Origin of the sequence: Altererythrobacter sp. C41, from assembly GCF_016803135.1 — a bacterium.
Classification (GTDB): domain Bacteria; phylum Pseudomonadota; class Alphaproteobacteria; order Sphingomonadales; family Sphingomonadaceae; genus Pelagerythrobacter.
In genome coordinates, this window is sequence record NZ_JAEVFE010000005.1 from 76462 (window position 1) to 101671 (window position 25210).

Below are 25210 nucleotides of genomic sequence, written 5' to 3' on the forward strand. Positions count from 1 at the left end.
CAATTGGGGGGAGGTCGATCATGGCGACCGTTTCCGATTCCGTTTCAGACACGATTGCCCATTCGGCGCCGCGATCTCGCGATTTCATTGGTGACCAGCGCTTTTTCACCCGCCTCGCCATCGGGCTTGCGCTGTTCATCGTCATTGCGTTCGCCCAGTTCGCGCTCCGAGGGATAGTCGATTATCGCACCGCGCCCTTCTGGGTTCACCTGCATGGCGGATTCATGCTGGCGTGGCTGGCACTGTTCACCACGCAGAACTGGCTGATCGAACGGCGCGCCATCGTGCAGCATCGCGTGCTCGGCCGGATAGGCGTGGTCCTGGCGATGCTGGTCGCTCTCACCGCAAGCTTCACGGGTTACTGGGCGGTTGCGATGGAACGTCAGCCCCCCTTCTTTCCGCCCGCATACTTCATCGCACTGACCCAGGTCACCGCGGTGTTCTACATGGCGCTCGTGTTCTGGGCCGTCAGCCTTCGGCGCAACACGCAGTGGCACCGGCGGCTGATGTTCGCCTCGCTGATCCTGATCCTGGAGCCGGCCCTGGGACGTGTGCTGCCTCTGCCGCTAATGATGCCGTGGGGCGAATGGGCCGTGCTGGTGGTTCAGCTCGCGGTATTTCTCATCATCCTGCGGCACGACCGCAAGACGCTCGGCCGCATGCACCCGGCCACATGGGCCGGCATCGCGGCGGTGACCCTGCAGCACGTGGTGATCGAGGGCCTCGCGATCGCCCCGCCCTTCATCCGCTTTGCGGAAGCGATCGCCGCACGTTGAGCGGCCTCACGCCAGCCGCCGCGCCTGCCGGAAATGGGCGTAGCGGTTGAGCAGGTCGTGGATGACCTGGCCGCTCGTATAGCCGGTGACGTCGTGCGCATGTTCGCCTTCGGAGCTGTGCGCCATCGCGCGGTAATGGCGCCGCTCGCGCTCCTGCGACTTGCGCGTCTCGGCCCAGACAAAGCTGGGAGACATGAAAGCTCGGCTGCGAACGGTGTAGCGGAACACGCCGCGCTCGCCGTGGGGAACGGTGAGCTCGATCTTGTCCTCCTCCTGAGTCACCTCGGGGGCAAGTCCGTTCTCGCGGAGCTCCTCGGCTACCTGTTCCAGCGCCCGTAGCGCCGTTCCTTCGACGAAGCTGCCGATCTCTTCCCGGCCGAAGAACCTGGTGATCGAGGCGAGGCGCTGCTGCCAGTCCAGCTCCGGGTCGGGCGGCGCGTCTGTCGGCTGGGACAGGTCCGCGGCGGTGCCCACCGCTTCCATCTGCAAGGCGCGCAGCAGGCCGTAGCAGATGAAGATCATCACCACGGCGAACGGCAGGGCACTGGCGATGGCGGCGGTCTGCAGCGCCTCCAGCCCGCCGGCGAGCAGCAGGACGGCCGCGATACCGCCCGCACAGGTAGCCCAGAAGATGCGCTGCCAGACGGGCGGGTTCTCGGCCGCCCCCGACGTGATCATGTCGATCACCAGTGCGCCCGAGTCGGCCGAGGTCACGAAGAACGTGATCACGAGAAGGGTAGCGAGCAGCGATGTTATCGCGGCGAAGGGCAGTTCCGAAAGCATCTCGAACAAGGCGACCGGCAGATTGTCGGCCACGACCCCGGCGATCGGCGCCGTCCCGCTCATGTCCATCCCGATGGCGGTATTCCCGAAGACCGTCATCCACAGACAGGTGAACAGCACCGGGACAAGCAGTACGCCGCCGACGAACTGGCGAATGGTGCGCCCGCGCGAGATCCGGGCGATGAACATGCCCACGAAGGGCGACCAGGCGATCCACCATCCCCAGTAGAACAGGGTCCAGTCCCCGAGCCACGGATTGGGCTCGTAAGCGTACATGCGGAAGGTCCGCTGGACGAAGGCGCTGAGATAGGCGCCGACGTTCTGCACGAATGCTTCGAGCAGGAACACGGTCGAGCCAGCAAAGAGCACGAACAGCAACAGCAGCACGGCGAGGACGATGTTGAGTTCCGAGAGGCGCTTCACGCCCCTGTCGAGCCCGAGGACCACCGATAGCGTGGCAAGGCCAGTGATCCCCACGATCAGCAGCAGTTGCACGCCCGTGCCCACCGGCAGGCCGAACAGGTAGCTGAAGCCCGCGTTGACTTGCAGGACGCCGAGCCCGAGCGAGGTCGCCACGCCGAACATCGTGCCGAGCACCGCGAAGGTGTCGATCGCGTGGCCGATCGGTCCGTTGATCCGTCGCCCGATCAGCGGAAACAGCGCGGAACGGATCGTCAGCGGCAGACCGCGCCGGAAGGAGAAGTAGGCGAGCGCCAGCCCGACCACGACGTAGATGCCCCAGGCGTGAAATCCCCAGTGAAAGAAGGTCAGCACCATTGCCTGCCGTGCGGCATCGACGGTTCCGCCCTCGCCCACAGGCGGAGCTGCGTAGTGCTGGATCGGCTCGGCGACGCCGAAGAAGACGAGCCCGATGCCCATTCCCGCGCTGAACAGCATCGCGAACCACGACAGGTGGCTGTATTCGGGCTCGCTCTCGTCCGGCCCTAGCTTGATGTCGCCGTAACGGCTGATCATGAGGAAGACGACGAAGATCAGAAACCCCGCCACCGAGGCGATGTAGAACCAGCCGAAATCGGCGACGATGACGGCCTGCACCCGGCCGAACAAAATGCCGGCGCGCTCCGCAAACACCGCACCGAACAGCGCGAAGGCGACGATCAATGCCGCGGAAACGAAGAAGACCGGCGGATTGACCTTGATCCGCGCACTCTGCTCTGCGCCTGCCGCTTCCTTCAGGACTGGATCGTTCACGCCGCGCTCCCCAACTGCTCCTCCGGCAAACAACGCGCGCCGGCGCTGCCGGTTGCGTCTTGCCCCGATCGCTGAGAATAGCGCGAGATCGCAGGGGCATAGGAATAACTCCGCGACACAGGCGCGGCCGCTTCCTATATGCCAGCGCGACAGGAGATTGGCATGTCCATTGAAAACAAGATCCCCGCCGGAACCGATCTGCTCGCCGAGATCGATCGCCTGCGCAAGGAGCGCAATGCGGTCATTCTGGCGCATTATTATCAGAAGCCGGACATCCAGGACCTCGCCGATTTCGTCGGCGATTCGCTCGAGCTCTCGCGCAAGGCGGCGGAAACCGATGCCGACGTGATCGCGTTCTGCGGTGTGAAGTTCATGGCCGACACGGCCAAGATCCTCAGTCCGGAGAAGATCGTCGTCCTGCCGGACCTGGACGCCGGATGCAGTCTCGAGGATTCCTGCCCGCCGGAGAAGTTCAAGGCTTTCCGGGAGGCGCACCCCGATCACATCGCGCTGACCTACATCAACTGCTCGACCGAGGTGAAGGCGCTGTCGGACGTCATCGTCACGAGTTCCTCTGCCGAGACGATCATCAGCCAGATCCCCAAGGACCAGCCGATCATCTTCGGCCCCGACCGGCACCTGGGCGGCTATCTCAGCCGCAAGTTCAACCGCGAGATGCTGCTCTGGCCCGGCGTGTGCATCGTGCACGAGGCCTTCAGCGAGACCGAGCTGATGAAGCTGAAGGAACAGTATCCGGGCGCCCCGGTCGCCGCGCACCCGGAATGCCCGCCGACGATCATCGATCATGCGGATTACGTCGGGTCTACCAGCGGCATCCTCCAGTTCGCCCGCACCTTCGAAGGCGACACGCTGATCGTCGCGACCGAGCCGCACATCATCCACCAGATGGAAAAGGCGCTGCCGGAGAAGAATTTTATCGGTGCGCCCGGCGCGGACGGCAACTGTTCGTGCAACATCTGCCCCTACATGGCGCTCAACACGATGGAAAAGCTCTACGCTTGCCTGCGGGACCTCGAACCGCGCATCGAGATCGAGGAAGGCCTGCGCCTCAAAGCCAAGCAGAGCCTCGACCGTATGCTGGAGATGGCGAGCGGCACGATCGGCAAGGGGGACCTGGGGCGGGTCTAGCTCCCGCTCGTTCCTGCCCTCTTCCGTCGTCCTGCCTGAGCAGGGACGACGAAGATTGACGTGTCCGGCTACGTTTAGATCGCATCGCACCCCTTTGATCGGGCGGCAAAACCGGTATGGTCCCGCGCATCCACAAAGAGGTGCCAATGCTGCTGAACCGCACGACCGCTTTCGCTCTCGCCTTCCTCTCGCTGCCCGCCGCGCTCGCCGCACAGGATGCGGTGTCGGACGACGATCCCTATGTCTGGCTGGAGGAAATCCAGGGCGAACGCGCGCTCCAGCAGGTGGAGAAGTGGAACGCGGAAACCGAAGCGAAGCTGACCGGCGAGCCCGAATATGCGATCGCCCAAGCCTGGGCACGGCAGATACTCGACGACGAGCGGCAGATCGCAATGCCGACCGCGATCCAGGGCGACCAGGTCACCAACCTCTGGCGCGACAAGGACAATCCCCGCGGACTCTGGCGCATCGCCTCGCTCGACAGCTATCTTTCCGGTACGCCCGAATGGCGTGTGCTGATCGACGTCGACGCCCTCGGCAAGCAGGAAGGTGAAAGCTGGGTCTGGCACGGCGCGAACTGTCTGGCCCCCGAATATACCCGCTGCCTCGTCTCGCTCAGCCCCGGCGGCACCGATGCGGACGTGGTGCGTGAATTCGATGTGACGACCGGCGCCTTCGTGGAGGGCGGCTTTACCCTCCCCGCGGCGAAGTCCAACGTCGCCTGGTTCGATGCGGATACGCTGATGGTCGGCACCGAGTACGGCGCCGGCAGCATGACCGATTCCGGCTATCCGCGGCAGATCCGCCTGTGGAAGCGCGGGGCGGACCTCGCCGAAGCGCCGCAACTGATCGAAGCCGAGCAGCAGGCGGTCAGCGCGGGCGCCTTCTCGATTCTCGACGGCACGACGCGCTGGCGCTTCGTCAATGTCTCGCCGAGCTTCTGGACCAACCGTGTCAGCCTGGTGCGCGAAGATGGCGCGACGGTTGCCCTGCCATTGCCCGAGGATGCCGATTTCCAGGATGTGCTGGGCGGGCGCATGATCGCCAAGCTCAATTCACCGCTGGAGGCCGGCGGCGCCACCTTCGCGGCCGGCTCGCTGGTGTCATGGCCGCTGGCGGAGATCGCCGCCGGCAGCGACGCCGCGCCATCGCTCGTCTTCGCACCGAGTGCATCGCAAGCGCTGGAAGAAGTCGCTGCGTCGCAAGGCAACCTGTGGATCAAGCTGCTCGACGACGTCTCCGGCAAGCTCGTCGCGCTGACGCCGGGCGCAAGCGGCTGGACGGCCGAGGAGATGGCCCTGCCCGACAGTTCCACCCTCTCGCTCGCCGCAGTGAGCGGCAGCAGCGATCTGGCGCTGGTGACGGTCGAAGGCATGCTGACGCCGCCGACGCTCTATGCCGCCACACCGGGCGCTGAGCCGCGCGTCGTCGATTCGATGCCCGCACAGTTCGATGCCTCGAAATTCGCGGTCGAGCAGCGCTTCGCCACCTCGAAGGACGGCACCAAGGTTCCCTACTACATCGTCCGCCCAAAGGGCGCCGAGGGGCCGCTGCCGACGCTGATGCACGCTTACGGCGGCTTCCGTGCGGCGCAGACCCCGAAGTACCTCACGGCAGAGCCCTATCGGAGCGGTCCGCTGGCGCTGTTCTGGCTTGAGGAAGGGCATGCCTACGTGCTTGCAAACATCCGCGGCGGCGGAGAATACGGGCCGCGCTGGCACGAGGACGCTCTGCGCGAGAAGCGCCAGAACAGCTTCGACGATCTGCACGCGGTGGCCGAGGACCTGATCGCGAACAACCTCGCGGTGGCGGACGGGATCGGCATCTCGGGCCGCTCCAACGGGGGTGTGCTCGTCGGTGCCGCGGCGAACCAGCGCCCAGACCTCTACGCGGCCGTGATCTCCGGATCGCCGCTCGACGATATGAAGCGCTATCACAAGCTGCTCGCCGGCGCCTCGTGGATGGCCGAGTACGGTAATCCCGAAGTGCCGGAGGATTGGGCGTTCATGAAGGAATGGTCGCCTTATCAAAATCTGCGCGCGGTCGAGGGTTATCCGGCGACCTTCTACTACAGCTCGACGCTCGACGACCGGGTCCATCCGGGCCACGCGCGCAAGATGGCGGCGAAGCACGAGGCGCTGGGGCAGACGCTCTACTTCCACGAATACCGCGAAGGCGGCCATTCGGTGGGCGCGGACCACGCCGAGGACGCGAAGCGCGCGGCCCTGCTGCTGACCTTCCTCAACCGCGAACTGGCGAAGATCGACTGAGCGCGCGGCAACGTACCGCTCCTCAAGGGGTTTAACGCGCATGACGGCGGACCTCAGGTGGCTACTCGCGCGGCTCGGGGCGAACTATTGGTTCTATCCGGCACTGTTCTCGATCGCGGCGGCGGCGCTCGCGTTCACCCTGGTCCATCTCGATCGGATCGGCGCGGCCGAATTCCTCAGCCGGGTGGAGGCGATCGTACCGGCGCGACCCGACGGCGCGGCCAATATGCTGACCGTGATGGCCGGGTCGATGATCGGGGTCGCCTCGACCGTGTTCTCGATCACCATCGCGGCGGTCGCCTATGCCAGCGGCACCTATGGCCCGCGGCTGCTGACGAACTTCCTGGAGGATCGCGGCAACCAGTTGAGCCTCGCCACGTTCATCGGAACGTTCGTTTACGCCCTTACCGTGCTGAGGACGGTGCGTGCCGAGGACGAGGTGGCCGCTACCGCCGAAGCAGCCGTTGCCACGACGCTTCCTGGGTTCGTGCCGCAGCTATCGCTCCTGGTTGCCTATTTGCTGATGGCATTGTCGGTGGCGGTGCTTGTCTATTTTCTCAATCACGTCCCATCCAGCATCCGCATCAACAGCGTGCTGCACGGTATCGGCAAGCGCCTGCTGGCCGACATCGAGGATAATTATCCCCGCGATCACAACCCCGGCGAAGAGGGGGAGGCGCCCGTCGGCACGCCTGTGCCGAGCGAGCACACCGGCTATGTCCAGATGATCGACTACGACGAGCTCGCGGCGCTCGCGGCGAGGGCGAACTGCACGATCGCGCTGGAGGTGCGGACCGGCGATTTCGTTCATCCAGGAATGGCGCTGGTGCGGGTATGCGAGGGCGAATCATGTGAGACCGTCGGCGAAGCGGCCGCAAACGCCTTCTCGTTCGGCGCCACGCGCACGGCAGAGCAGGATCCGCAGTTCCTGATCGACGAGCTGGTCGAGATCGCGCTGCGCGCACTATCGCCGGCGATCAACGATCCTTTCACCGCGATCAACGCGCTCCACTGGCTCGGCGCTGCTACGGCGGAGTTGGGACGACGCGATCTGCGGCGGCGATGGGAGGACCATCCCGAACACGCGCGTGTGCATCCACTGCCGGAAACGTTCGGTCATTTCCTGCATCGCGGATTTGGAACCATCCGCAGCGCCGTCGCCACCAGCCCCACCGCGGCGCTTGTCACCTTCGACGTCCTGCGCAGCGCCGCGGCGCCTATCACCGACCAAGCGCGGATCGCCATGCTGCGCGACGAAGGCAGGCGGCTCTACGAACAGGCGCAGCTCGCGATCGGAGGTCCCGATATGCGTGATGTCGCAGAAGGTTACAGCCGCTTTCTGCACGGGTTTCCCGAAGACGCGGCGCGTTAGCGCTCGGGCGGCACGGCGCGCGCAGCGCGCGGCTCCGCCACTTTGGCGAATACGAGCGCGCAGGCGACAAGCACCATGCCCGCCATATCGGGCACGCCGAGCGTTTCGCCGAATGCGAGCCAGCCGGTCGCAGCGGCGATCGCCGGTTGGGTCAGGAGCGCGACTCCGATCACCAGCGGCGGAAAGTGTTTGAGCGAGAACACGAGCAAGCCTTGCCCGATAACCTGGCTCGAAATTGCCAGTCCGACAACAGGCGTCCATCCGGCCTCTCCCGGCCAGACCGGCTCGCCCAGCACCAACGCAACCGCAAGCAGCACGGGCGCGGCGGCGAGACCGGCCAGGAGCAAGACGGTCCACTGCCCCAGCCCGGTCCGCGCGCGCTGCGCCGGCAGGAGATAGAAGACGTAGAACACGCCGGCGAGCAGACAGAACAGATCGCCCACGAGCGTTACCGCCGAGATCTCGAGGCTCTGCCCCATGAGGATCGCGGCGCCGCCGAGCGCGGCTGCGAGCGCGAGAATCTCGCGTGTGCCGGGTATCCGGCGCAGCGCCAGCAGTCCCCAGATCATCAGGATCACGCTGCCCGCGTTGCCGAACAGAGTCGCGTTGGCGAGCCGGGTGCGCTCGATGCCGACGTGCCAGCTCGCCAGATCGAAGGCGAAGAACAGTCCGGCTGCGGCGACCAGGAGCAAGAGCCGCCGGTCGATCGGGCCCGGCGAGCGAGCACGCCAGGCAAGCAGGGCGATGACCGGCAGAGCGATTACCATGCGCCAGAAACCGGCGGCTACCGGGCCGGTGTCGGCCATGCGCACGAACCACGGGCCGAACGCGAGCGCGACGTTGCCTCCGACGAGCGCAGCGAAGTGCCAGGCGCTCGCCTGATAGTTTTTCTCCGCAATCGGTTCGGTTGTGATCGCCATGACCGGGCCCTAGCTCCAATGGCAGAAAGCGACAGCAAAAAGGATGTATCCCGAATGCACGAGAACCTGTTCGAACCGCTGACCATGGGTGCTCTCCAGGCGAAGAATCGCATCTTCATGGCACCGCTGACGCGCGGCCGCGCAACCCTCCCCGGCGTGGTGCCGAACGAGATGATGGCGACCTATTACCGCCAGCGCGCCGGCGCCGGGCTCATCATCAGCGAGGCGACGGGGATCAGCGTCGAAGGATCGGGCTGGCCGGGCGCGCCCGGCATCTGGAGCGAGGAGCAGGTCGAAGGCTGGAAGCCGGTCACCGATGCAGTGCACCGCGAAGGCGGGCTGATCGTGCTCCAGCTCTGGCACATGGGCCGGCTGGTCCACCCCGACTTTCTCGACGGCGCGCCGCCCGTCTCCGCCAGCGCGACGACGGGACCCGGACACGCCCACACCTACGAAGGGCGCAAGGATTACGAGCCGGCCCGCGCGCTGAGCGTGGCGGACATCGCGCGCGTGGTCGAGGATTATCGCAAGGCGGCCGAGAATGCGAAGAAGGCCGGCTTCGGCGGCGTCCAGCTCCACGGCGCGAACGGCTATCTGATCGACCAGTTTCTGCGGGATTCCACCAATCTTCGCGAGGACGAATATGGCGGCTCGCCGGAAAACCGTGCACGCCTGCTGCGCGAGGTGCTGACCGCGCTGATCGACGTCTGGGGCGCCGATCGCGTGGGACTGCGCCTTTCACCCAACGGCGAATCGCAGGGCTGCGACGACAGCGATCCTGCGGCGACCTTCGGCGCTGCCGCCAAGGTGGCGGAGGATCTCGGCATTGCCTTCCTCGAACTGCGCGAACCCGGGCCCGACGGGACCTTCGGCAGTACCGAGGTGCCCAAGCAGAGCCCGCTGATCCGCAGCATCTATTCGGGACCGCTGATCCTCAATTCCGATTATGATCCAGCGCAGGCGGCAGCGGATGTCGACGCGGGCCGCGCCGACGCGATCAGCTTCGGCCGTCCTTTCATCTCGAACCCCGATCTGCCCGACCGTATCCGCGCCGGCGCCGACCTCGCCCCGAACAAGGGCGTGCCGCAAAGCTGGTACGGGCGCGGTCCGGAGGGGTACGTCGACTACCCGACGCTGATGGAGCAGAGCGCAGCGGCCTGAGCTTCGCCCGGCAGTGGCGGGCGGGGCCGCCGGTTCTCGCCAGCCGCCCTTCCGAAACACCGTTATCCCAGCGAAAGCTGGGATGGCGAAGCCCTAATCCGGCTCGCCCTCATCTGCCGGAGCTTCGGGCTCCGGCGCGGGGTTTAGCTGGATTTGCGGAGGGCCGCCGGCGTCCGCATCGGCGGCCGCCTCATCGCCGTCGCCAGCTTCCTGCGCATCGGACGCTTCGTCGGCCTCCTCCGCCCCGTCTTCACCAGTTGCGTCGCCGGTCGGCTCGGTGCGCAGTGGCGGGGACTGCGACTGAACCGTGTCGAGCGGCAGCATCTCGTCGCTGATCGTACCGCCGAGCACTTCGCCCTCGGCCGTGCCGCCATCCGCCCCGCTGTCGGCGCCGCCGTCGCAGGCGGCAAGGAGCACCGCCAGACCGGCCACCGCAATCGTCTTGTGCATCATGCCTTCACTCCGCAAGCACGCGCGAGGCCATCGAGAAAGCCCCCGCCGCGCGCCTCCAATGCCTCATCCCATTCCTCCGGCGCAACCGTGACGCCGAGCCGCTGGAGGCTGGTGACCCCGTATTCGGCGATACCGCAGGGCACGATCCCCGCGAAATGCGAGAGATCGGGCGCCAGGTTGACCGCGAAGCCGTGCATGGTGACCCACCGGCGCACCCGCACGCCGATCGCGCCGATCTTGGCTTCGCTGCCGTCGATGTCGTGCGTCCAGATGCCTATCCGCCCTTCGGCGCGCCAGGATTCGACCCCGAAGTCCGCCAGTGTGTCGATCACCCAGCCTTCGATCGCATGGACGAAACAGCGCACGTCCTTCCCGCGACGGTTCAGGTCGAGCAGGACGTAGCCGATCCGCTGGCCCGGACCATGATAGGTGTAACGACCGCCCCGCCCCGCCTCGACAACCTCGAAGCGCGGGTCGAGCATCTCGGCGGCCGCGGCGCTCGTGCCGGCGGTATAGACCGGCGGATGTTCGAGCAGCCAGACGAGCTCCCCCGCCTCACCCTCGGCAATAGCGCGGTTGCGCGCCTCCATTTCGGACAGTGCTTCCCGATAAGGCACGGGCGCAGCCTCGCGCCGCCATTCGATTTCTGACTGGGTATTGCCGGACATTGCCGATTGCGTGGCGCGCCCCGCGCAGCTTATCAAGGGCAAAGGCACCGCAACGAGGGGACATGCCATGAAATTCGACATGGGACGCGCGTGGAACGAAGCGACCGCGATGGTCGGTGCGAACAAGGAATTGCTCGCCGTGATCGCGGGCATCTTCATATTTCTGCCCAACCTCGCACTCGCGCTGCTGGTGCCGGAGATGATGACCGGCCCGGCCGAGGTCAATCCGGAGGACCCGATGGCCGCCTTCCAGGCGTTCTACGCCGACAACGGCATCTGGTTTTTGCTGCTGGGGATCATCCAGTCGGTGGGAACGCTGTCGCTCCTAGCATTGCTGCACGACCGCCGGCCGACCGTGGGCGAGGCGATCAGGACCGGGCTCATCACGCTGATCCCCTATATCGCGGCGCAGATCCTTCTCGTTCTCGGCCTGTCGATCGTGCTGGGCGTGCCCGTCGGCGTCGCGGCGGGACTGGGCGGGCCCGCTGCGGGCGTGCTCGTGGGCCTGCTCGCCTTCGTCATATTTGCGTACGTGATGGTGAAGTTCTCGCTCGTCTCGCCGGAAATGGTGATCGGCGCCAATCTCAATCCGATCACGGCGCTGCGCAATTCGTGGCGCCTCACCAAGGGCAACAGCCTGCGACTGTTCGGCTTCTACCTGCTCCTGGCGATCGGCGTGATCGTGGTCGGGATCGTCATCAGCATGATCTCGGGCCTGTTCGTCGCCATGCTCGGCCAGAACACGGCGGGCCTGCTCGTCGGCGGGGCGCTCAGCGGGATCATCGCCGCGATCTGGAGCGTGCTGATCGTGTGCGTGCTCGCCGCGGTCTACAAGCAGCTCGCGGGCCCCTCGGCCGAGGCGGTCAGCGAAGCCTTCGAATAAGGAAGATCGGAAGCGAGGCGGCTCAGGCCGCCTCGTCCTTCCAGCCCCAGAAGAGCTGGCACGGCAGGACGTTCCACAGCTCGAAGCCCTGCTCGATACGCGCGAAGTGCTTGGCCATGAAGTCGCGTGCCTTGGCGCTGAACTGATAGACGAGGAACGCCCCGCCCGGACGCAGCACGTCGTGCGTCGCCTCGGCAATGGCGGGTCCCACCCCGTCGGGCAGGGTCGAGAACGGCAGGCCGGAGAGCACGTAGTCCGCCTCCTCGTACCCGATCGCGCGGACGATCTCCTTCACATCGGCAGCCGACCCGTGGACGGCGACGAAGCGGCCGTCGGTGATCGTCCGTTTCAGATAGTCGATGTAGAGCGGATTGGTGTCGATCACGAGCAGCTTGCCGTCGCGCGGCAGCCGCTCGAGCACCGGGCGGCAGAAAGTGCCGACGCCGGGCCCATACTCCACGAACAGCTTGCATTCGGCCCAGTTCACCGGGCCGAGCATCTTGCGGATCGTGAAGCGGGAGGACGGGATGATCGAGCCGACCATGCGCGGATGTTCCACGAAACCGCGGAAGAAAACGCCCCATTGCCCGAACAGCCGGGCGGTGCGATCGCGGAGGCGGGTACGCGGTTCGACCGCCAATTCGTTCATTTGGGCCAAGAAATGTTGCCTCGTTCGCGGTTGCGCCGTTCGCGTTCGCAAATCCACGGGCGTATTGCAAGCGCTCCGCGGCGAGCCTAGCGATGAGCGCGATGGCCGACAGGGACCCCCACCTTCCCCCGATCGAAGCGCCTGCGGCGCAAAGGATCTCGCGCGGGCGCATGGTGCTGCTGTTCCTCGTCATGCTGGTGACGGCGGCGGGGAATACCGCGATGCAGTCCGTCATGCCCTCGGTCGGCACGGCGCTGGGTGTGGCGGACGTGTGGATCAGCATAGCCTATACCTGGTCGGCGCTGCTGTGGGTGATCTGCGCGCCGATCTGGGCACGCCGCTCCGACCGGCGAGGACGCAAGGCGATGATGGCGATCGGCCTTGTCGGCTTCATCGCGTCGTTCGCGCTGTGCGGCCTCGTCCTGATGTTCGGACTGGCCGGCGCAATCTCCGCTGCGGCGACGCTGATTTTCTTCGCCGCCGCGCGCAGTCTCTACGGCGGGTTCGGCTCGGCCGCACCGCCCGCCGTCCAGGCCTATGTCGCAAGCCGCACGCCGCGCGCCGAGCGGACCAAGGCGATGGCCCTGATCGCCTCCAGCTTCGGGCTGGGTACGGTGATCGGTCCGGCGCTGGCGCCGCTGCTGATCTTCCCTGCAACGGGACTGGTCGGCCCGTTCTTCGCCTTCGCGCTGGTCGGCGCGGCGGTGCTGATCGCACTGCGCCTGCGCCTGCCGAATGACGCGCCGACATTCGCCGCGCGCGGCGACGTCGTGGCTGTTCCCTTCAGTGCGAATTCGAATCCCAACGTCGTCCGGGGGGAGGACGAGGAGGAGCGGGAGGATGCTCTGCCCGCGCCCGAGGCGATCCCCGATCTGTCCTGGCGCGACAGGCGGCTGCGGCCCTGGCTGGTGGCGGGATTGCTGGGCGGCCATGCTCAGGCGGCGACGCTGGGCATCATCGGGTTTTTCATTCTCGACCGGCTGGGGCTGCGGACCGATCCCTCGGCGGGCACGGGGCCGATCGGCCTGGTGCTGATGTGCGGCGCGATCGCCACGCTGCTCGCGCAGTGGGGCCTGATTCCCATGCTCAAACTGGGTCCGCGTTCCTCCACGCTCTGGGGCATGGCGCTGGCGATCATCGGCGTGATCGGCTTTTCGGTGGCGCAGGACCTGCATTCGATCGCGCTCGGCTTTGCGGTCGCATCGCTCGGGTTCGGCCTTTATCGCCCGGGCTTCACCGCGGGCTCCTCGCTCGCGGTGACGCGGGGCGAGCAGGGGCAAATCGGCGGCATCGTCGCCTCGGTCAACGGCGCGGCCTATATCGTCGCACCCGCGGCGGGCGTGTGGCTCTACGGCCATCACGCGTGGATCGGCTTCGCCGCGATCTGCCTGCTGTGCGCGGCCGTGTTCGCGTTCGGCTGGCGCTCGCTCCAGTCAGACGACCTGCTGGAAGGTCGCACCGCGGACGACGACTAGAGAATTTCCTCGATCCGTTCGGTCGGACGGCACAGCCGCACGCCCTTCTCCGTCTCGACCAGCGGACGTTCGATCAGCTTGGGATCGGCGGCCATGGCGTCGAGCACGGTGTCGTCGTCGGCTTCGGTCAATCCGCGCTCCTTCGCATCGGTGCCCTGGGTCCGGATGCCCTCGCGCGGTGCGATTCCCGCATCGCTGTAGAGCTGGGTCAGCTTGTCGCGGCTCGGTGGGTTCTTGAGATACTCGACGACCTCGAGCTCGATGTCGTCACGCCCGCGCAGCGTCTCGAGCGCCGCACGCGACTTGCTGCAGTTCGGGTTGTGCCAGATGGTTGCTTTCATCGCCGGTCTCCTTTGCAGGAACGGTTAGCGCCGGCGCGGCAATTTCGCGAGTCCCTGAACCGCGCGCTATTCCCGCGCCTCGCTCTGCGGCGCAGCCATTGCCGGCACTTCCGCAGCCGCATCGTCGGCGCTGATCCCCGGCGCGGGGGCGGCGCTGATGCGTTCGACCCGCCGCGCGACCCGGCCGGCGCGCTGGATGGCGCGGACGAGCCGCGGATAGACGCCGCAGCGGCACAGGTTCGGGATCGCCTGCCTTATCGCCTCTTCGGATGGATCGGGATTGGCCTCGATCAGCGCGGCCGCCGCCATGGCTATGCCGGGTGTGCAGAAGCCGCACTGGATCGCCTGCTCCGCCACGAGCGCCTGCTGCACCGGATGCGAGCGGTCGCGGCTGAGCCCCTCGATCGTGGTGACGTAACGCCCCTCGGCCTCGGCCAGCGTGATCAGGCACGATCGGAGCGCCTCGCCATCGACGATCACGGTGCAGGCATGGCAATCGCCCACGCCGCAGCCATACTTGGTGCCGGTGAGATTCGCCGCGTCACGCAGCGCCCAGAGCAGCGGCGTCTCCGGGTCCATGTCGAAGCGGACCGGGCGGTCGTTGACGGTGAGCGCGGGCATTCGGTTCGGCGGAGCTTGGTTCTCAGTCGCGCCAGCTCGAATCGATCCGATCGACCTTGCGCTTCCACGCCTCGAAGTCGGCGTAGCCCGGCCCGCCCGGTGCCTGCGCCTGGCTGAGATCGCGCTGGTGGACGTTGATGACCTCCTGCGAGACGTGGATCGGCCGGCCCTGGCTGAGCGTCGCAACCTGGATCTCGCAGGCGCGCTGAAGCGCCCAGGCCTGAACGAACATCTCGTGGATCGTGCGGCCAAGCACCACCGGGCCGTGGTTGCGCAGCATCAGGATGCGCTTGTCGCCGAGGTTCGCGAGCAGCCGCTCGCCTTCCTCCTCGCGCACGGTCACGCCTTCGAAATCGTGATAACCGATCTGGCCCTGGAAGTTGCAGGCGTAGAAGCTGATCGGCAGCAGTCCGCCTTCGGTGCTGGAGACCGCCATCGCCTCGGTGGTGTGCGTGTGGCAGATCGCGTGCGCCCAATCGAGGTGGCGGTGGAAATAGGCGTGCTGGGTGAAGCCCGCCTTGTTCACCGGGTAATTGCCCGAGAGCACATTGCCGTCGATGTCGATCTTCACGAGGTTGGAGGCGCTGACTTCCGAATAGAGCAGACCGAACGGGTTGATGAGGAACGCGTTGTCCTCTCCCGGCACCCTCACCGAGATGTGGTTGTAGATCGATTCCGACCAGCCGAAATGATCGAAAATGCGGTAGCATGCGGCGAGATCGAGCCGGGCCTGCCATTCGGCCTCGCTGCATTCCATGCGGGGTTTGAGCTGAGTCGCCACGAGCACTCTCTCCTTCGATTGCTTTGTGCCACTTATCGCACGGAGCATCCCCCCTGCACAAGCGCCGGCCCGGCGACCTTGCAATCGTGCGGGGCGGCGCTATCGGCAAGCGCATGAGCGAGGGCGCCAAGCTGACGCGCGGATCGATCCGCGGCCACCTCGTGACCCAAACCCTGCCCATGATCATCGGCGTTGCGGCGATCATGTCGGTCGGGCTCATCGACGCCTATTTCATCGGCCAGCTTGGCAGCGCGGAGCTGGCGGCGGTCGCATTCGTGTTTCCGGTCACCATTGCGCTCTCCAGTCTCGGGGTCGGCGTCATGGTCGGTGTCAATTCCGTGATCGCGCGGGCGCTGGGTGCTGGCGATACCGCGCAGGCCGCGCGGCGGGCGAACTTCGGTGCGGTGTTCGCGGTCGTGCTCGGCGCGATCCTGGGGCTGACGCTCTATCTGCTGCTCGATCCGCTGTTCCGCCTCATGCAGGCATCGGACGCACTGCTGCCGCTGATCCGGGCTTACATGGCCCCATTCGCGCTGGGCATGCCTGTGCTGCTGTTGCAGATGGCGCTCAACGGCGTGCTGCGCGGCCAGGGGGAGGCGCGCAAGACCACGGTCGTCGCATTCACTTTCGCCATCGCGAATTGGGTCCTCGATCCGCTGCTGATCTCCGGTGCCTTCGGATTTGCCGGTTTCGGCATGGCGGGCGCGGCCTACGCCTCGATCGCCGGATATGCGCTCGCCATCGGCGTCGCCCTGTGGCTGATCGCCGGCACCGAGCTGCCGATAAAACCGAGCCTGATCCGTCAGTCCCGTTTCGGCGAATCCGCCCGTGCGATCCTGCGCGTCGCCGGGCCAGCCGCTTTCTCGAACGCGGTCAACCCGATCGGACTGTCGATCCTCACCGCACTGCTCGCCGCGCAGGGGGAAGCCGCGGTGGCGGGTTTCGGCGCGGCCGGGCGTCTGCAGAGCTTCGCGGTGGTGCCGCTGCTCGGCCTCTCCGGGTCGATTGGGGCGATCGTCGGACAGAACTGGGGCGCTGGGCGGCCCGACCGGGCACGGCTCGCGATGCTGGAGGCAGGCGTGTTCTGCCTCGTCTACGGCATTGCGCTCGCCTTCGTGCTGTTCGCCGCGGGCGAATGGTTCGCGCGGTTCTTCACCGACGATCCGGCGGTGATCGCCGAGTTCGACAGCTATCTGCGCATCGCCGCCTGGGGTTATGCCGGGTTCGGGCTGGTAATCGTCGCCAATGGCGCACTCAATGCGGTCGACAAAGCAAGCTGGGCCCTGACGCAGAGCTGCGCACGGGTGTTCCTGGTCATGCTGCCCATCGGCTGGTTGCTGCGTCCACGCTGGGGCGCGGAAGCGGTCTATGCCGCCGAGCTTGCCGCGAACGTCGTTGGCGGGGCGGTCGCGGCCTTGATCGTCTGGCGCGCATTGCGGCACTTTCCCGGGCGGCAGTGACCGTTCGTTAACCATCCTTGGCCATACCTCCCCGCTCTATCCGGGGGGCTGGGATTTTCGATGGACGACCTGCTGGCTGATTTCGTGGCCGAAACCCGCGAGATGCTCCAAGCGATCGAGGGCGAGATCGTGGCGTGGGAAGCCGATCCCGCGGACCGCGAGCGGCTCGACGCCATCTTCCGCTTCGTCCACACCGTGAAGGGCAACTGCGGCTTCTTCGACTTCCCCCGCCTCGAAAAACTCAGCCATGCGGCCGAAAGCGCACTGTCCGATGTGCGCGCCGGGCGCCGGCGCGCCAGCAGTGCCCTGGTCACCGCGGTGCTCGCGGTGATCGACCGCATTACCGACATGATCGATGCGATCGACGCAGGCGAGGACCTGCCAGCAGGCGGCGACGACATGCTAATCGCTGCGCTCGAACCAGGCCGCGACGAGCCCGACAGCGAGACGATCCAGGCGGGCGAGAAGGCCGGACCGCGCGCGGCGCGGGCAGGCAGCACGCGCTCCATCCGTTTGCCTGTCGAGCTTCTTGACCGGGTGATGAGCGGCGTTTCCGACATGGTTCTCGCCCGCAACGAACTCGCCCGGCGGTTGCGTGACCACGGCGCCGATCCCGTACTGCAGGGTCCGTTCGAGCGGCTTTCCACCATTCTCGACGAGGTTCGCGAAGGGGCGACCCGGATGCGGATGCAGCGCCTGGAGCACCTGTTCGGCGCCCTGCCGCGCATGGTCCGCGATCTTTCCGCCGAGCTCGGCAAGCAGGTAATGATCGATCTCGAAGGCGGCGATGTCGAACTCGACCGCGAGATGATCGAATCGGTCCGCGACCCGCTGACCCATATCCTGCGCAATGCAATCGACCACGGGATCGAACCGCCGGCCGAACGGCTCGCCGTGGGCAAGCGCGAGATCGGCATCATCACCGTTTCCGCGCGCCGCACGGGCAACCGCATCATCGTCGCCGTGAGCGACGACGGGCGCGGCATCGCGCTCGGCAAGCTGGGCGACAAGGCGGTGGCGGCAGGCGTGGCGAGCGCTGCCGAAGTCGCCGCGATGACCGATGAGCAGAAGCTCGACCTGATCTTCGCGCCCGGCTTCTCGACCGCCGCCGAGGTCAGCCAGGTGTCCGGCCGCGGCGTCGGCATGGATGTCGTGCGCGCCAATGTCGAGCGGTTCGGCGGTTCGGTTTCGGTTTCCAGCAAGGAAGGCCGGGGCACGATCGTGTTCCTCCACTTGCCGCTGACGCTCAGCATCGTGGAGGGGCTGACGGTCAAAGTTGGCGCCCACACGCTGGGCCTGCCGCGTTCCTACATCGTCGAGATCGCACGCAGCGTCTCGCGCTCGGTCGAGGTCGACCGGCTCGGCGACGGCATCTTCCTCACCTTCCGCGGCGAACGCGTGCCCTGTCTCGATCTCGCGGAAGTGCTCGGGCTTGAACAGGAGGTCGATCTCGAGCGCGCCACCTTCGTCTTCCTGCGGCTCGTCAGCGGTGACCTGTTCGCGCTCGCGGTCGATCGGGTGCTCGACAACGAGGACTTCGTTCTGAAGCCCCTGCCCCCGGCGCTGGAAGCGATCGGTCTTTACGGCGGCACGGCGCTGCTCGACGACGGCCAGCCGATCCTCAAGATCGACGTTCCCGGTCTTGCCGAAGCATACGGGCTGGCAAGCCATGCACGCATCCGCACCGCGGTGCAGGAACATGGCACCGAACAGGCCGCGGCGCCCGCCGAGCACGCGGTGGTCTTCACCTCCTTCGCCGGACGCAGACTCGCGATCCGCATGGCGGCCATCCGGCATATTCATACTCTGCCGGTCTCCGCAATCGAGCTCACCGACGGCGGCGTGCTGGCCACCGTCGACGGCACGATCCTGCCACTGCTGGGGACAGAGGGCGGAACACTCGTCAACGACACGATTACTGCGCTGCGTCTCGGGGATGGTGAGTTCGAACTGCTCTACGCCGTCGCCGGTATCATCGACTCGGTCGAGCTGCCGGGCCCCGTCGTGCCGCTGGAAGGCGACGAAACGCTGGAAGGCACGGCACTGATCGACGGCGCTATCGTCGGCGTGATCGACGCGCACGGGCTCTTCGCCCGTCATGGGCGCGCCGCGCTGCGGGCACAGCGCCCGACCTGCCGCCTGCCCGGCTCCGACCCGTGGGTGGCGAGCTTTCTCGAACCGCTGATCCGTTCGGCCGGCTACGATGTTCTAGGCGACGGCGATGGGCGGGCCGCTGACATCACCGTAACGCTCGATGCAGCGGAGGACACCGGCCCCGCCGCGGCCGTCGTCCGCCTCCGCTCGCGTCCGGAGGGGGGCGAGCGCGATCCGGACAGCATCTACCGCTACGACCGCGACGGGCTTCTCTCGGCCCTTGCCCGGGCATGCCCGGGAGCAAGACGATGAGCAGCCTGCTTCTCCTGACGCGCATCGGCGGGCGGCCGGCCGCGTTCCGGGCCGAGGACATCAGCTCGATCATCGAGTTGACCGGGATTACCCCGGTGCCGCGCGCACCGGATTTCGTCGCAGGCCTTGCTGCCCTGCGTAGCCGCGCCTTGACCGTGATCGACAGCCGCAAGGCGCTCGCTCTTTCCGGCACCCCCAGGGAAGCCGATGTGCGTGCGCCGGTCGTCGAGGTTGGGGGGCACGCCTACGCCCTGCTCGTCGACCGGGTGGACGACGTTGTCGCCGCCGTCGGTGAACCTACGCCGCCGCCTGCCACTTTGGGACCGGCCTGGACGCCGGTCGCACGCGGGATGATTGAAACCACAGCCGGCCCTGCCGTTCTGGTCGATGTGGCCGCCCTGGTCGCCGGCCCGCAGCGGGCCGCCGCTTAAATGATTGGTTACCCGGAGCGAATAATCCGGGATCATAGAAAAGGATCGCGCACAATGAAGACCTGTCTGATCGTCGATGATTCGCGGGTGATCCGAAAGGTTTCACGCCACATTCTGGAATCGCTCGGCCTTTCGGTCGACGAGGCGGAGAACGGCGAGAAAGGCATCGCGCAGTGCGAGAAGGCCATGCCCGATCTCGTCCTGCTCGACTGGAACATGCCGGTGATGACCGGCATCGAATTCATCACCCACCTGCGCCGCATGCCCGGTGGGGACGTGCCCAAGGTCGTGTTCTGCACGACCGAGAACGACATCGCACACATCCGCGAGGCGATCGGGGCGGGTGCCGACGAATACGTGATGAAGCCGTTCGACCACGAAACCCTGCAGATAAAGCTCCAGCTCGTCGGAATGGCCTGAGGTCCGGCCCGTGGGCGCGGAGAGCAGCATCGCGGCTGGCAGGGCCGGCCGATCGTCGACCGAACGGGCGCCGATCCGGGTGATGATCGTCGACGATTCGCTGACGGTCCGCGCCGTGCTTTCCAGGATCATCGCGCCCGAAGGCGATATGACCATCGTGGGCAAGACCGGCAGCGCAGAGAACGCGCTCGCCGCCCTCGCGATCGCCCCGGCAGACGTCGTGCTGCTCGACCTCGAAATGCCGGGCATGGGGGGCCTTCACGCTCTGCCCAAGATCCTCGCCGCGCATGCAGGCACGCAAGTGCTGGTCGTTTCCTCGCTCACCGAAGTCGGGGCGGAGCACACACTGGCCGCGCTTTCGATGGGCGCCGCCGACACCATGCTGAAGCCGCGGAGCGGCGAGTTCGATCAGCACTATCGTACTGCGCTGCTGCAACGCATCCGGGCCTTGGGGCGGCGCAACTGGACAGGCGCGGCCGCCGTACCGCCCATTGCGCCACCGCTGCGCGCGCGCAACAAGCGGGGCGGCCCGCTGGAAGTGATCGGCATCGGCGCTTCGACCGGGGGTATCCACGCGCTCTGCATGCTGCTGCGCAACCTGCCGCGCTATGTCGAAGCGCCGATCCTGGTCACGCAGCACTTGCCGGAAACCTTCATGCAGGTCTTCGCCGGGCAGCTCGAGCTCGCGAGCGGGCGCGAAGCGGTGGTGGTCGACGGCGCGACACCGGTCGAGAGCGGCCGTATCCATATTGCGCCCGGCGACGGGCACCTTCTGCTTCGCCGGGACGGCGGGGTGCTGCTTGCCGGCACGGCCGCTTTCAAGGCGCCCAGCGGCTGCATGCCTTCCGTCGATACCATGTTCGAGAGCATGGCCGACGTTGCGGAGGGGGCGGCGCTCGGCGTCGTGCTCTCGGGCATGGGCCGCGACGGCCTGATCGGCGCCGAGCGACTGGTCCGCGCCGGCGGCAATATCATCGCGCAGGACGAGGCCAGTTCTTCCGTCTGGGGCATGCCGCGCGCGGTCGTTCAGGCGGGCCTTGCTTCGGCCGTGCTGCCGCCGGAAAAGATCGCCTTGCGCATCGCGCTTCACGCCGGAGAAGCCGCATGGAGGTGACGCAGATCTCGCACCGGATCATTGCCGACCTGCTTCTGGAACGGACCGGTCAGCAACTCACCGAAGGCCGCCAGTGGCGTATCGGCAGCGCGCTTGCCGGAGTGTTCCGCGAATACGGGATCGACAACCTCGACCAGCTCGTCTGCATGCTGGGCACCGGCGATTCCGGGGAACTCTCGCGCAAGGTCGTCGAGGCCCTGCTCAACAACGAGACCTACTTCTTCCGCGACCGGCAACTCTTTCAGCAGCTATCCGAAACCGTCCTGCCCGATCTGGCCGAGAAGCGCGCGGGCACCCGGCGCCTGTCGATCTGGTCCGCCGGCTGTTCGACCGGGCAGGAGGCGCTGTCGCTGTCGATGATGTTCGCCGACCGCCCGCACATGTGGCGCGGCTGGAAGATCGAGATCCTGGGTACCGACATTTCGACCCACGCGATCGCGGCCGCGCGGCGCGCGTGTTACAGCCAGTTCGAGATCCAGCGCGGCCTGGGCGTCGCGCAAATGCTGCGCCATTTCAACGAGACGCCGCGGGGATGGGAGCCGGACCCGGCGCTGCTGACGCCGATCTGCTACCGCGTCGGCAACGTGCTCGACGTACAGTCCCGGCCGGAGCGGTTCGACCTCGTGCTGTGCCGCAACGTACTGCTCTATTTCGACGGGGAGACCCGGCAAAGGGCACTCGGCCGCGTGGCCGACAGCCTGCGCGACGACGGGTGGCTGATGCTCGGTGCGGGCGAGACCATGGCCGGCAAGGCGGGGCGTTTCGCCCCCGCAACGGACGTCCAGGGGCTCTACCGATGCGTCGAACCGCGCGCGCCGGCTCTGAGCACCCGCATGGCGGCTGCAAGGTAAATCGGTGTTTAACAGTTCTTTAGTGCCGCGCCGCTAACTTGCGGAGCAAGAACAGGGGTTTGGGGTCCGGCGGGTGACACTAGAGGGGGAAAATCACGGTTTGGCGCCGCGCCTGCTGGTGGTCGCGCCCGTCGCCGTTCTTACGGCGATCTTCGCGGCGATCTGCCTTGCCCTGCTGATGAGCGACGATTTCGCGCTCGCCAAGGCTTCGCCACTGATCCTCGTGGGCATCGTCGCTTACGCGATCGCGGTGCTCCTGCTGCTCCGTTTCGGTTTTGCGCATGTCGCGCGGCTCGAACGGCTCGGCATGACCGACAGCCTGAGCCAGCTTCCCAATCGCCGCGCGCTGCACCGGAACATCACCGCCGCGGCGATGACCGGACACGAAATGGCCGTCGCGCTGATCGACCTCGACGGCTTCAAGACCGTCAATGATCTTTACGGGCACGGGGTCGGCGACCGGCTGATCAAGGAAGTCGCGCTGACCTTGCGCCGGCTGTGCGGCAACGACGCCGCCGCCTACCGCCTGGGCGGAGACGAGTTCGCCGTGAGCATGGTGGGCCCGCTCGCGGGAACGCTGCTCGAAGGAATCTGCCGCGGGCTGCTCGAGACGCTGTCGCAGCCGGTGGCACTCGACGACCGGCGTATTCCGATCGGGGCGAGCGTCGGGCTGGCCCGCTGCGCTGCCGGCGGAACTCTGGAATCCTCCGAGCTGCTGCGCCGCGCCGACGTGGCGATGTATGTGTCCAAGCGCGACGGGAAGATGCGCTGCACCTGGTTCAAGGACGAGTTCGACCGCAGCCTGGAGGCGATGCGCGATCTCGACAACGAACTGCGCGCGGCGCTCCTCAACGAGGAGTTCCGCGTCCACTACCAGCCGCTGGTGGACGCACGGACCCACCGCGTCGTGGCTGTGGAATCGCTGCTGCGCTGGCAACGACCCGACGGCCGGGACGTAGGGCCCAACGTGTTCATTCCGGTGGCCGAGGAATCGGGGCTGATCAATGCGATCGGCCTTTGGGTCCTGCGCCGCGCCTGCACCGATGCCCTGCCCTGGGGCATCCAGCTCTCGGTCAACATCTCCGCCGCGCAGCTCCGCAATCCCGAATTCCCTTTCCAGCTCGGACAGGTTCTGGAGGAGACCGGCTTCCCGCCCGAGCGGCTCGAACTGGAGATCACCGAAACCTGCCTCGTGCTCGATCCCCTCGTTGCCGAGCGTAGCCTCGATCTCGTGCGCGGCCTCGGCGTCGACGTCGTGCTCGACGACTTCGGAACCGGCTACGCGTCCATCGGCTTTCTCCGGCAGTTCCGGTTCGAGAAGCTCAAGCTCGATCGCTCGCTGGTTGTCGACTCGGCGATCGACGAGAGCCTGCGTGCGATGATGCTCTCCAGCATCTCGATGGCACGCGCGCTCAAGATGCGCGTGACGGCCGAAGGGGTCGAAACCGAAGCCCAGGCCGCCATGGTGCGAAGCGCCGGCTGCGATCACATTCAGGGCTGGCTCTTCTTTGCGCCGATGCCGCCCGACGACATCCCACAGCACCTCGCCCCCGCTGCCCGAAAGGCCGGCCCGGCCAAGGTCGAACCGGGAAGGAAAGTAGCATGAACGCCCCGACGACGATCATCGTGCCCGACGAGATGCGCGACGAAATCGACCAGGTCGAGCTGAGCCAATCGGCCCCGACCGCGGCCGCTGCCGGCAAAGGCTTCGTGCATGTGCGTTTCTTCAACAACCAGTCGCTCGTGCGCAAAGTTGCGATTCTAGGCGGGCTGCCGCTTGCCGCGCTGGCACTGGTGACCGTGCTCGCCTGGATCGGGCTTTCTTCGGCAGACACGCAAGCCGCGGCCGCGCTGCGCTGGCCAATCGTCGCCATCGCGGCCGTAGCCGCCCTGCTCGGCCTCGGTGCGATCAAGGCGATGCTAGCCGACACTTCGGACCAGCTTGGCACGCTGGCGCGTGACATGACTGCACTTGCCGCCGGCCATCGCGACTTCACGATCAGCGGGCTCGATCGGCGGGACGAGATCGGTGAGATCGCCCGCGCGTTCGAGGTCTTCGTCAAATCGGGCGTGAAGCTCGACGAGCTGTTCGCCAACCGCCGCGCGGAACGCGAGCGGCGCGAGAAGGAAGTCCGCACCTTCGGGCGTACGTTCGAATCGAGCGTGGGCGAGGTGGTCTCGGGCGTCGGCGCGGCTTCCGCGCAACTGAAGGCGACCGCCAGTTCGATGGCCGCCGCCGCCGAACAGGGCGCGGCACAGACCCAGCGCGTGGCGCGGGCGATGATGGAGGCCTCCTCCGGCGTCACTGCCGCGGCCGCTGCGTCGGACGAGTTCGCCATGTCGATCGGCGAGATCAGCCGTCAGGCCGCGCAGTCGGCCGAACTGGCACGCCGGGCGACCGGCTCCACCCGGCAGGCCAACGACACGATCTCCGCGCTTTCCGCCACGGCGGACCAGATTGGGCAGATTGTCGAGTTGATCTCCACCATTGCCCAGCGCACCAATCTGCTCGCGCTCAATGCCTCGATCGAGGCAGCACGCGGCGGGGAAGCCGGTCGCGGCTTCGCGGTCGTGGCATCGGAAGTGAAGGAGCTCGCCTCCCAGACCGGCCGCGCGACCGAGCAGGTGGCGCAGCAGATCCGGGCCATCCAGGAATCGACGGGTGCCAGTGTCGGCGCGCTGCGCACGGTCGCCGATCAGGTGCAGCAGCTCGAATCAACCGCGGTCTCGATCGCCTCCGCCGTGGATCAGCAGTCGGTCGCGGGGCAGGAACTGGCGCGCAACATCGATCTTGCCGCACGCGGTGCGAGCGAGGTGCAGGCGAGCGTCGACCAGATCCGTGAAACCGCGCTCTCGACCGGCGCGGCCGCTTCGCAAGTGCTCAACTCGGCAACCGAGCTGGAGACGCAGGCGTCGACGCTGCGCAGCCAGGTTGCGCGGGTCATGCAGGTAATCCTGAAGCGCACCTGAGCCGACGCGTTCCCTCTCTCGCGCACAAGGCCCTTGGTGCGCAG

The 25210-nt window shown here is 66.9% G+C and carries 23 protein-coding genes; 15 read left to right on the forward strand and 8 right to left on the reverse strand.

Annotated elements, in window-relative coordinates:
* Window positions 1-20: 20 nt before the first annotated feature.
* Window positions 21-776 (forward strand): hypothetical protein, encoded by a 756-nt coding sequence (locus JNO53_RS10555; protein WP_203110691.1) that lies wholly within the window; start codon window positions 21-23, stop codon window positions 774-776.
* Between the two features lie 6 nt (window positions 777-782).
* On the opposite strand, the gene JNO53_RS10560 is transcribed toward JNO53_RS10555, so the two are convergent.
* On the reverse strand, window positions 783-2771 hold the full coding sequence (locus JNO53_RS10560) for a BCCT family transporter (RefSeq protein WP_338015339.1): 1989 nt from the start codon (window positions 2769-2771) through the stop codon (window positions 783-785).
* 162 nt (window positions 2772-2933) lie between these two features.
* Between JNO53_RS10560 and nadA the strand changes: the two genes are divergently transcribed.
* The 3 genes from nadA (at window position 2934) to JNO53_RS10575 (ending at window position 7562) form a co-directional block, all read left to right on the forward strand.
* A complete protein-coding gene (gene nadA / locus JNO53_RS10565) occupies window positions 2934-3920 on the forward strand; it encodes a quinolinate synthase NadA (RefSeq protein ID WP_203110695.1) in 987 nt (328 codons plus the stop codon).
* Between the two features lie 146 nt (window positions 3921-4066).
* Window positions 4067-6190, forward strand: coding sequence for a prolyl oligopeptidase family serine peptidase (locus JNO53_RS10570; protein ID WP_203110697.1), 2124 nt, complete (start codon window positions 4067-4069; stop codon window positions 6188-6190).
* 40 nt (window positions 6191-6230) lie between these two features.
* A complete protein-coding gene (locus JNO53_RS10575) occupies window positions 6231-7562 on the forward strand; it encodes a DUF2254 domain-containing protein (protein ID WP_203110699.1) in 1332 nt (443 codons plus the stop codon).
* Here the strand turns inward: JNO53_RS10575 and JNO53_RS10580 are convergent.
* Window positions 7559-8482 (reverse strand): DMT family transporter, encoded by a 924-nt coding sequence (locus tag JNO53_RS10580; protein WP_203110701.1) that lies wholly within the window; start codon window positions 8480-8482, stop codon window positions 7559-7561. The two genes, JNO53_RS10575 and JNO53_RS10580, sit on opposite strands and share 4 nt — an antisense overlap.
* Before the next feature lie 54 nt (window positions 8483-8536).
* On the opposite strand from JNO53_RS10580, the gene JNO53_RS10585 reads away from it, so the two are divergent.
* Entirely contained in the window at window positions 8537-9643 is a 1107-nt protein-coding gene (locus JNO53_RS10585) for an alkene reductase (protein WP_203110703.1), read from the forward strand.
* 93 nt (window positions 9644-9736) lie between these two features.
* Here JNO53_RS10585 and JNO53_RS10590 read toward each other — a convergent pair whose 3' ends face one another.
* Both JNO53_RS10590 and lipB read right to left on the reverse strand, forming a co-directional pair.
* Window positions 9737-10096: a hypothetical protein gene (locus tag JNO53_RS10590; RefSeq protein WP_203110705.1), complete on the reverse strand. Its 360-nt coding sequence runs from the start codon at window positions 10094-10096 to the stop codon at window positions 9737-9739.
* Window positions 10093-10764: a lipoyl(octanoyl) transferase LipB gene (gene lipB / locus JNO53_RS10595; protein WP_203110713.1), complete on the reverse strand. Its 672-nt coding sequence runs from the start codon at window positions 10762-10764 to the stop codon at window positions 10093-10095. The genes JNO53_RS10590 and lipB overlap by 4 nt, the downstream gene beginning before the upstream one ends.
* 67 nt (window positions 10765-10831) lie before the next feature.
* On the opposite strand from lipB, the gene JNO53_RS10600 reads away from it, so the two are divergent.
* Window positions 10832-11647: a glycerophosphoryl diester phosphodiesterase membrane domain-containing protein gene (locus JNO53_RS10600; RefSeq protein ID WP_203110715.1), complete on the forward strand. Its 816-nt coding sequence runs from the start codon at window positions 10832-10834 to the stop codon at window positions 11645-11647.
* 22 nt (window positions 11648-11669) lie between these two features.
* Here JNO53_RS10600 and JNO53_RS10605 read toward each other — a convergent pair whose 3' ends face one another.
* Entirely contained in the window at window positions 11670-12296 is a 627-nt protein-coding gene (locus JNO53_RS10605; protein ID WP_203110959.1) for a class I SAM-dependent methyltransferase, read from the reverse strand.
* A gap of 101 nt (window positions 12297-12397) precedes the next feature.
* On the opposite strand from JNO53_RS10605, the gene JNO53_RS10610 reads away from it, so the two are divergent.
* The gene (locus tag JNO53_RS10610; RefSeq protein ID WP_203110717.1) at window positions 12398-13771 is read left to right on the forward strand and encodes an MFS transporter; all 1374 of its coding nucleotides are present in this window, start codon (window positions 12398-12400) and stop codon (window positions 13769-13771) included.
* Here the strand turns inward: JNO53_RS10610 and arsC are convergent.
* From arsC to JNO53_RS10625, 3 genes are all read right to left on the reverse strand, one after another.
* Complete coding sequence (gene arsC / locus JNO53_RS10615; RefSeq protein ID WP_203110725.1) at window positions 13768-14112, reverse strand: arsenate reductase (glutaredoxin); 345 nt, start codon at window positions 14110-14112, stop codon at window positions 13768-13770. The genes JNO53_RS10610 and arsC overlap by 4 nt on opposite strands.
* A gap of 66 nt (window positions 14113-14178) precedes the next feature.
* The gene (locus JNO53_RS10620) at window positions 14179-14733 is read right to left on the reverse strand and encodes a (2Fe-2S)-binding protein (RefSeq protein WP_203110726.1); all 555 of its coding nucleotides are present in this window, start codon (window positions 14731-14733) and stop codon (window positions 14179-14181) included.
* 22 nt (window positions 14734-14755) lie between these two features.
* Window positions 14756-15514 carry a class II aldolase/adducin family protein gene (locus JNO53_RS10625; RefSeq protein ID WP_203110728.1) on the reverse strand — a complete coding sequence of 253 codons (759 nt, stop codon included), beginning with the start codon at window positions 15512-15514 and terminating at the stop codon, window positions 14756-14758.
* Window positions 15515-15627: 113 nt separating this feature from the next.
* Here JNO53_RS10625 and JNO53_RS10630 point away from each other — a divergent pair, with 113 nt between their 5' ends.
* The 8 genes from JNO53_RS10630 (at window position 15628) to JNO53_RS10665 (ending at window position 25166) form a co-directional block, all read left to right on the forward strand.
* Window positions 15628-16974, forward strand: a complete 1347-nt coding sequence (locus JNO53_RS10630; protein WP_203110730.1) for an MATE family efflux transporter — start codon at window positions 15628-15630, stop codon at window positions 16972-16974.
* Window positions 16975-17034: 60 nt separating this feature from the next.
* On the forward strand, window positions 17035-19380 hold the full coding sequence (locus JNO53_RS10635) for a chemotaxis protein CheA (RefSeq protein ID WP_203110732.1): 2346 nt from the start codon (window positions 17035-17037) through the stop codon (window positions 19378-19380).
* Window positions 19377-19811: a chemotaxis protein CheW gene (locus JNO53_RS10640; RefSeq protein ID WP_203110740.1), complete on the forward strand. Its 435-nt coding sequence runs from the start codon at window positions 19377-19379 to the stop codon at window positions 19809-19811. The genes JNO53_RS10635 and JNO53_RS10640 overlap by 4 nt, the downstream gene beginning before the upstream one ends.
* Before the next feature lie 54 nt (window positions 19812-19865).
* Entirely contained in the window at window positions 19866-20231 is a 366-nt protein-coding gene (locus JNO53_RS10645) for a response regulator (RefSeq protein WP_203110743.1), read from the forward strand.
* A gap of 82 nt (window positions 20232-20313) precedes the next feature.
* Complete coding sequence (cheB, locus tag JNO53_RS10650) at window positions 20314-21345, forward strand: chemotaxis-specific protein-glutamate methyltransferase CheB (RefSeq protein WP_203110744.1); 1032 nt, start codon at window positions 20314-20316, stop codon at window positions 21343-21345.
* Window positions 21336-22196, forward strand: a complete 861-nt coding sequence (locus tag JNO53_RS10655; protein WP_203110746.1) for a CheR family methyltransferase — start codon at window positions 21336-21338, stop codon at window positions 22194-22196. Before cheB ends, JNO53_RS10655 begins: the two co-directional genes overlap by 10 nt.
* 100 nt (window positions 22197-22296) lie before the next feature.
* On the forward strand, window positions 22297-23802 hold the full coding sequence (locus JNO53_RS10660; RefSeq protein ID WP_238401834.1) for a putative bifunctional diguanylate cyclase/phosphodiesterase: 1506 nt from the start codon (window positions 22297-22299) through the stop codon (window positions 23800-23802).
* The gene (locus tag JNO53_RS10665) at window positions 23799-25166 is read left to right on the forward strand and encodes a methyl-accepting chemotaxis protein (RefSeq protein WP_238401835.1); all 1368 of its coding nucleotides are present in this window, start codon (window positions 23799-23801) and stop codon (window positions 25164-25166) included. Before JNO53_RS10660 ends, JNO53_RS10665 begins: the two co-directional genes overlap by 4 nt.
* Window positions 25167-25210: the final 44 nt, after the last annotated feature.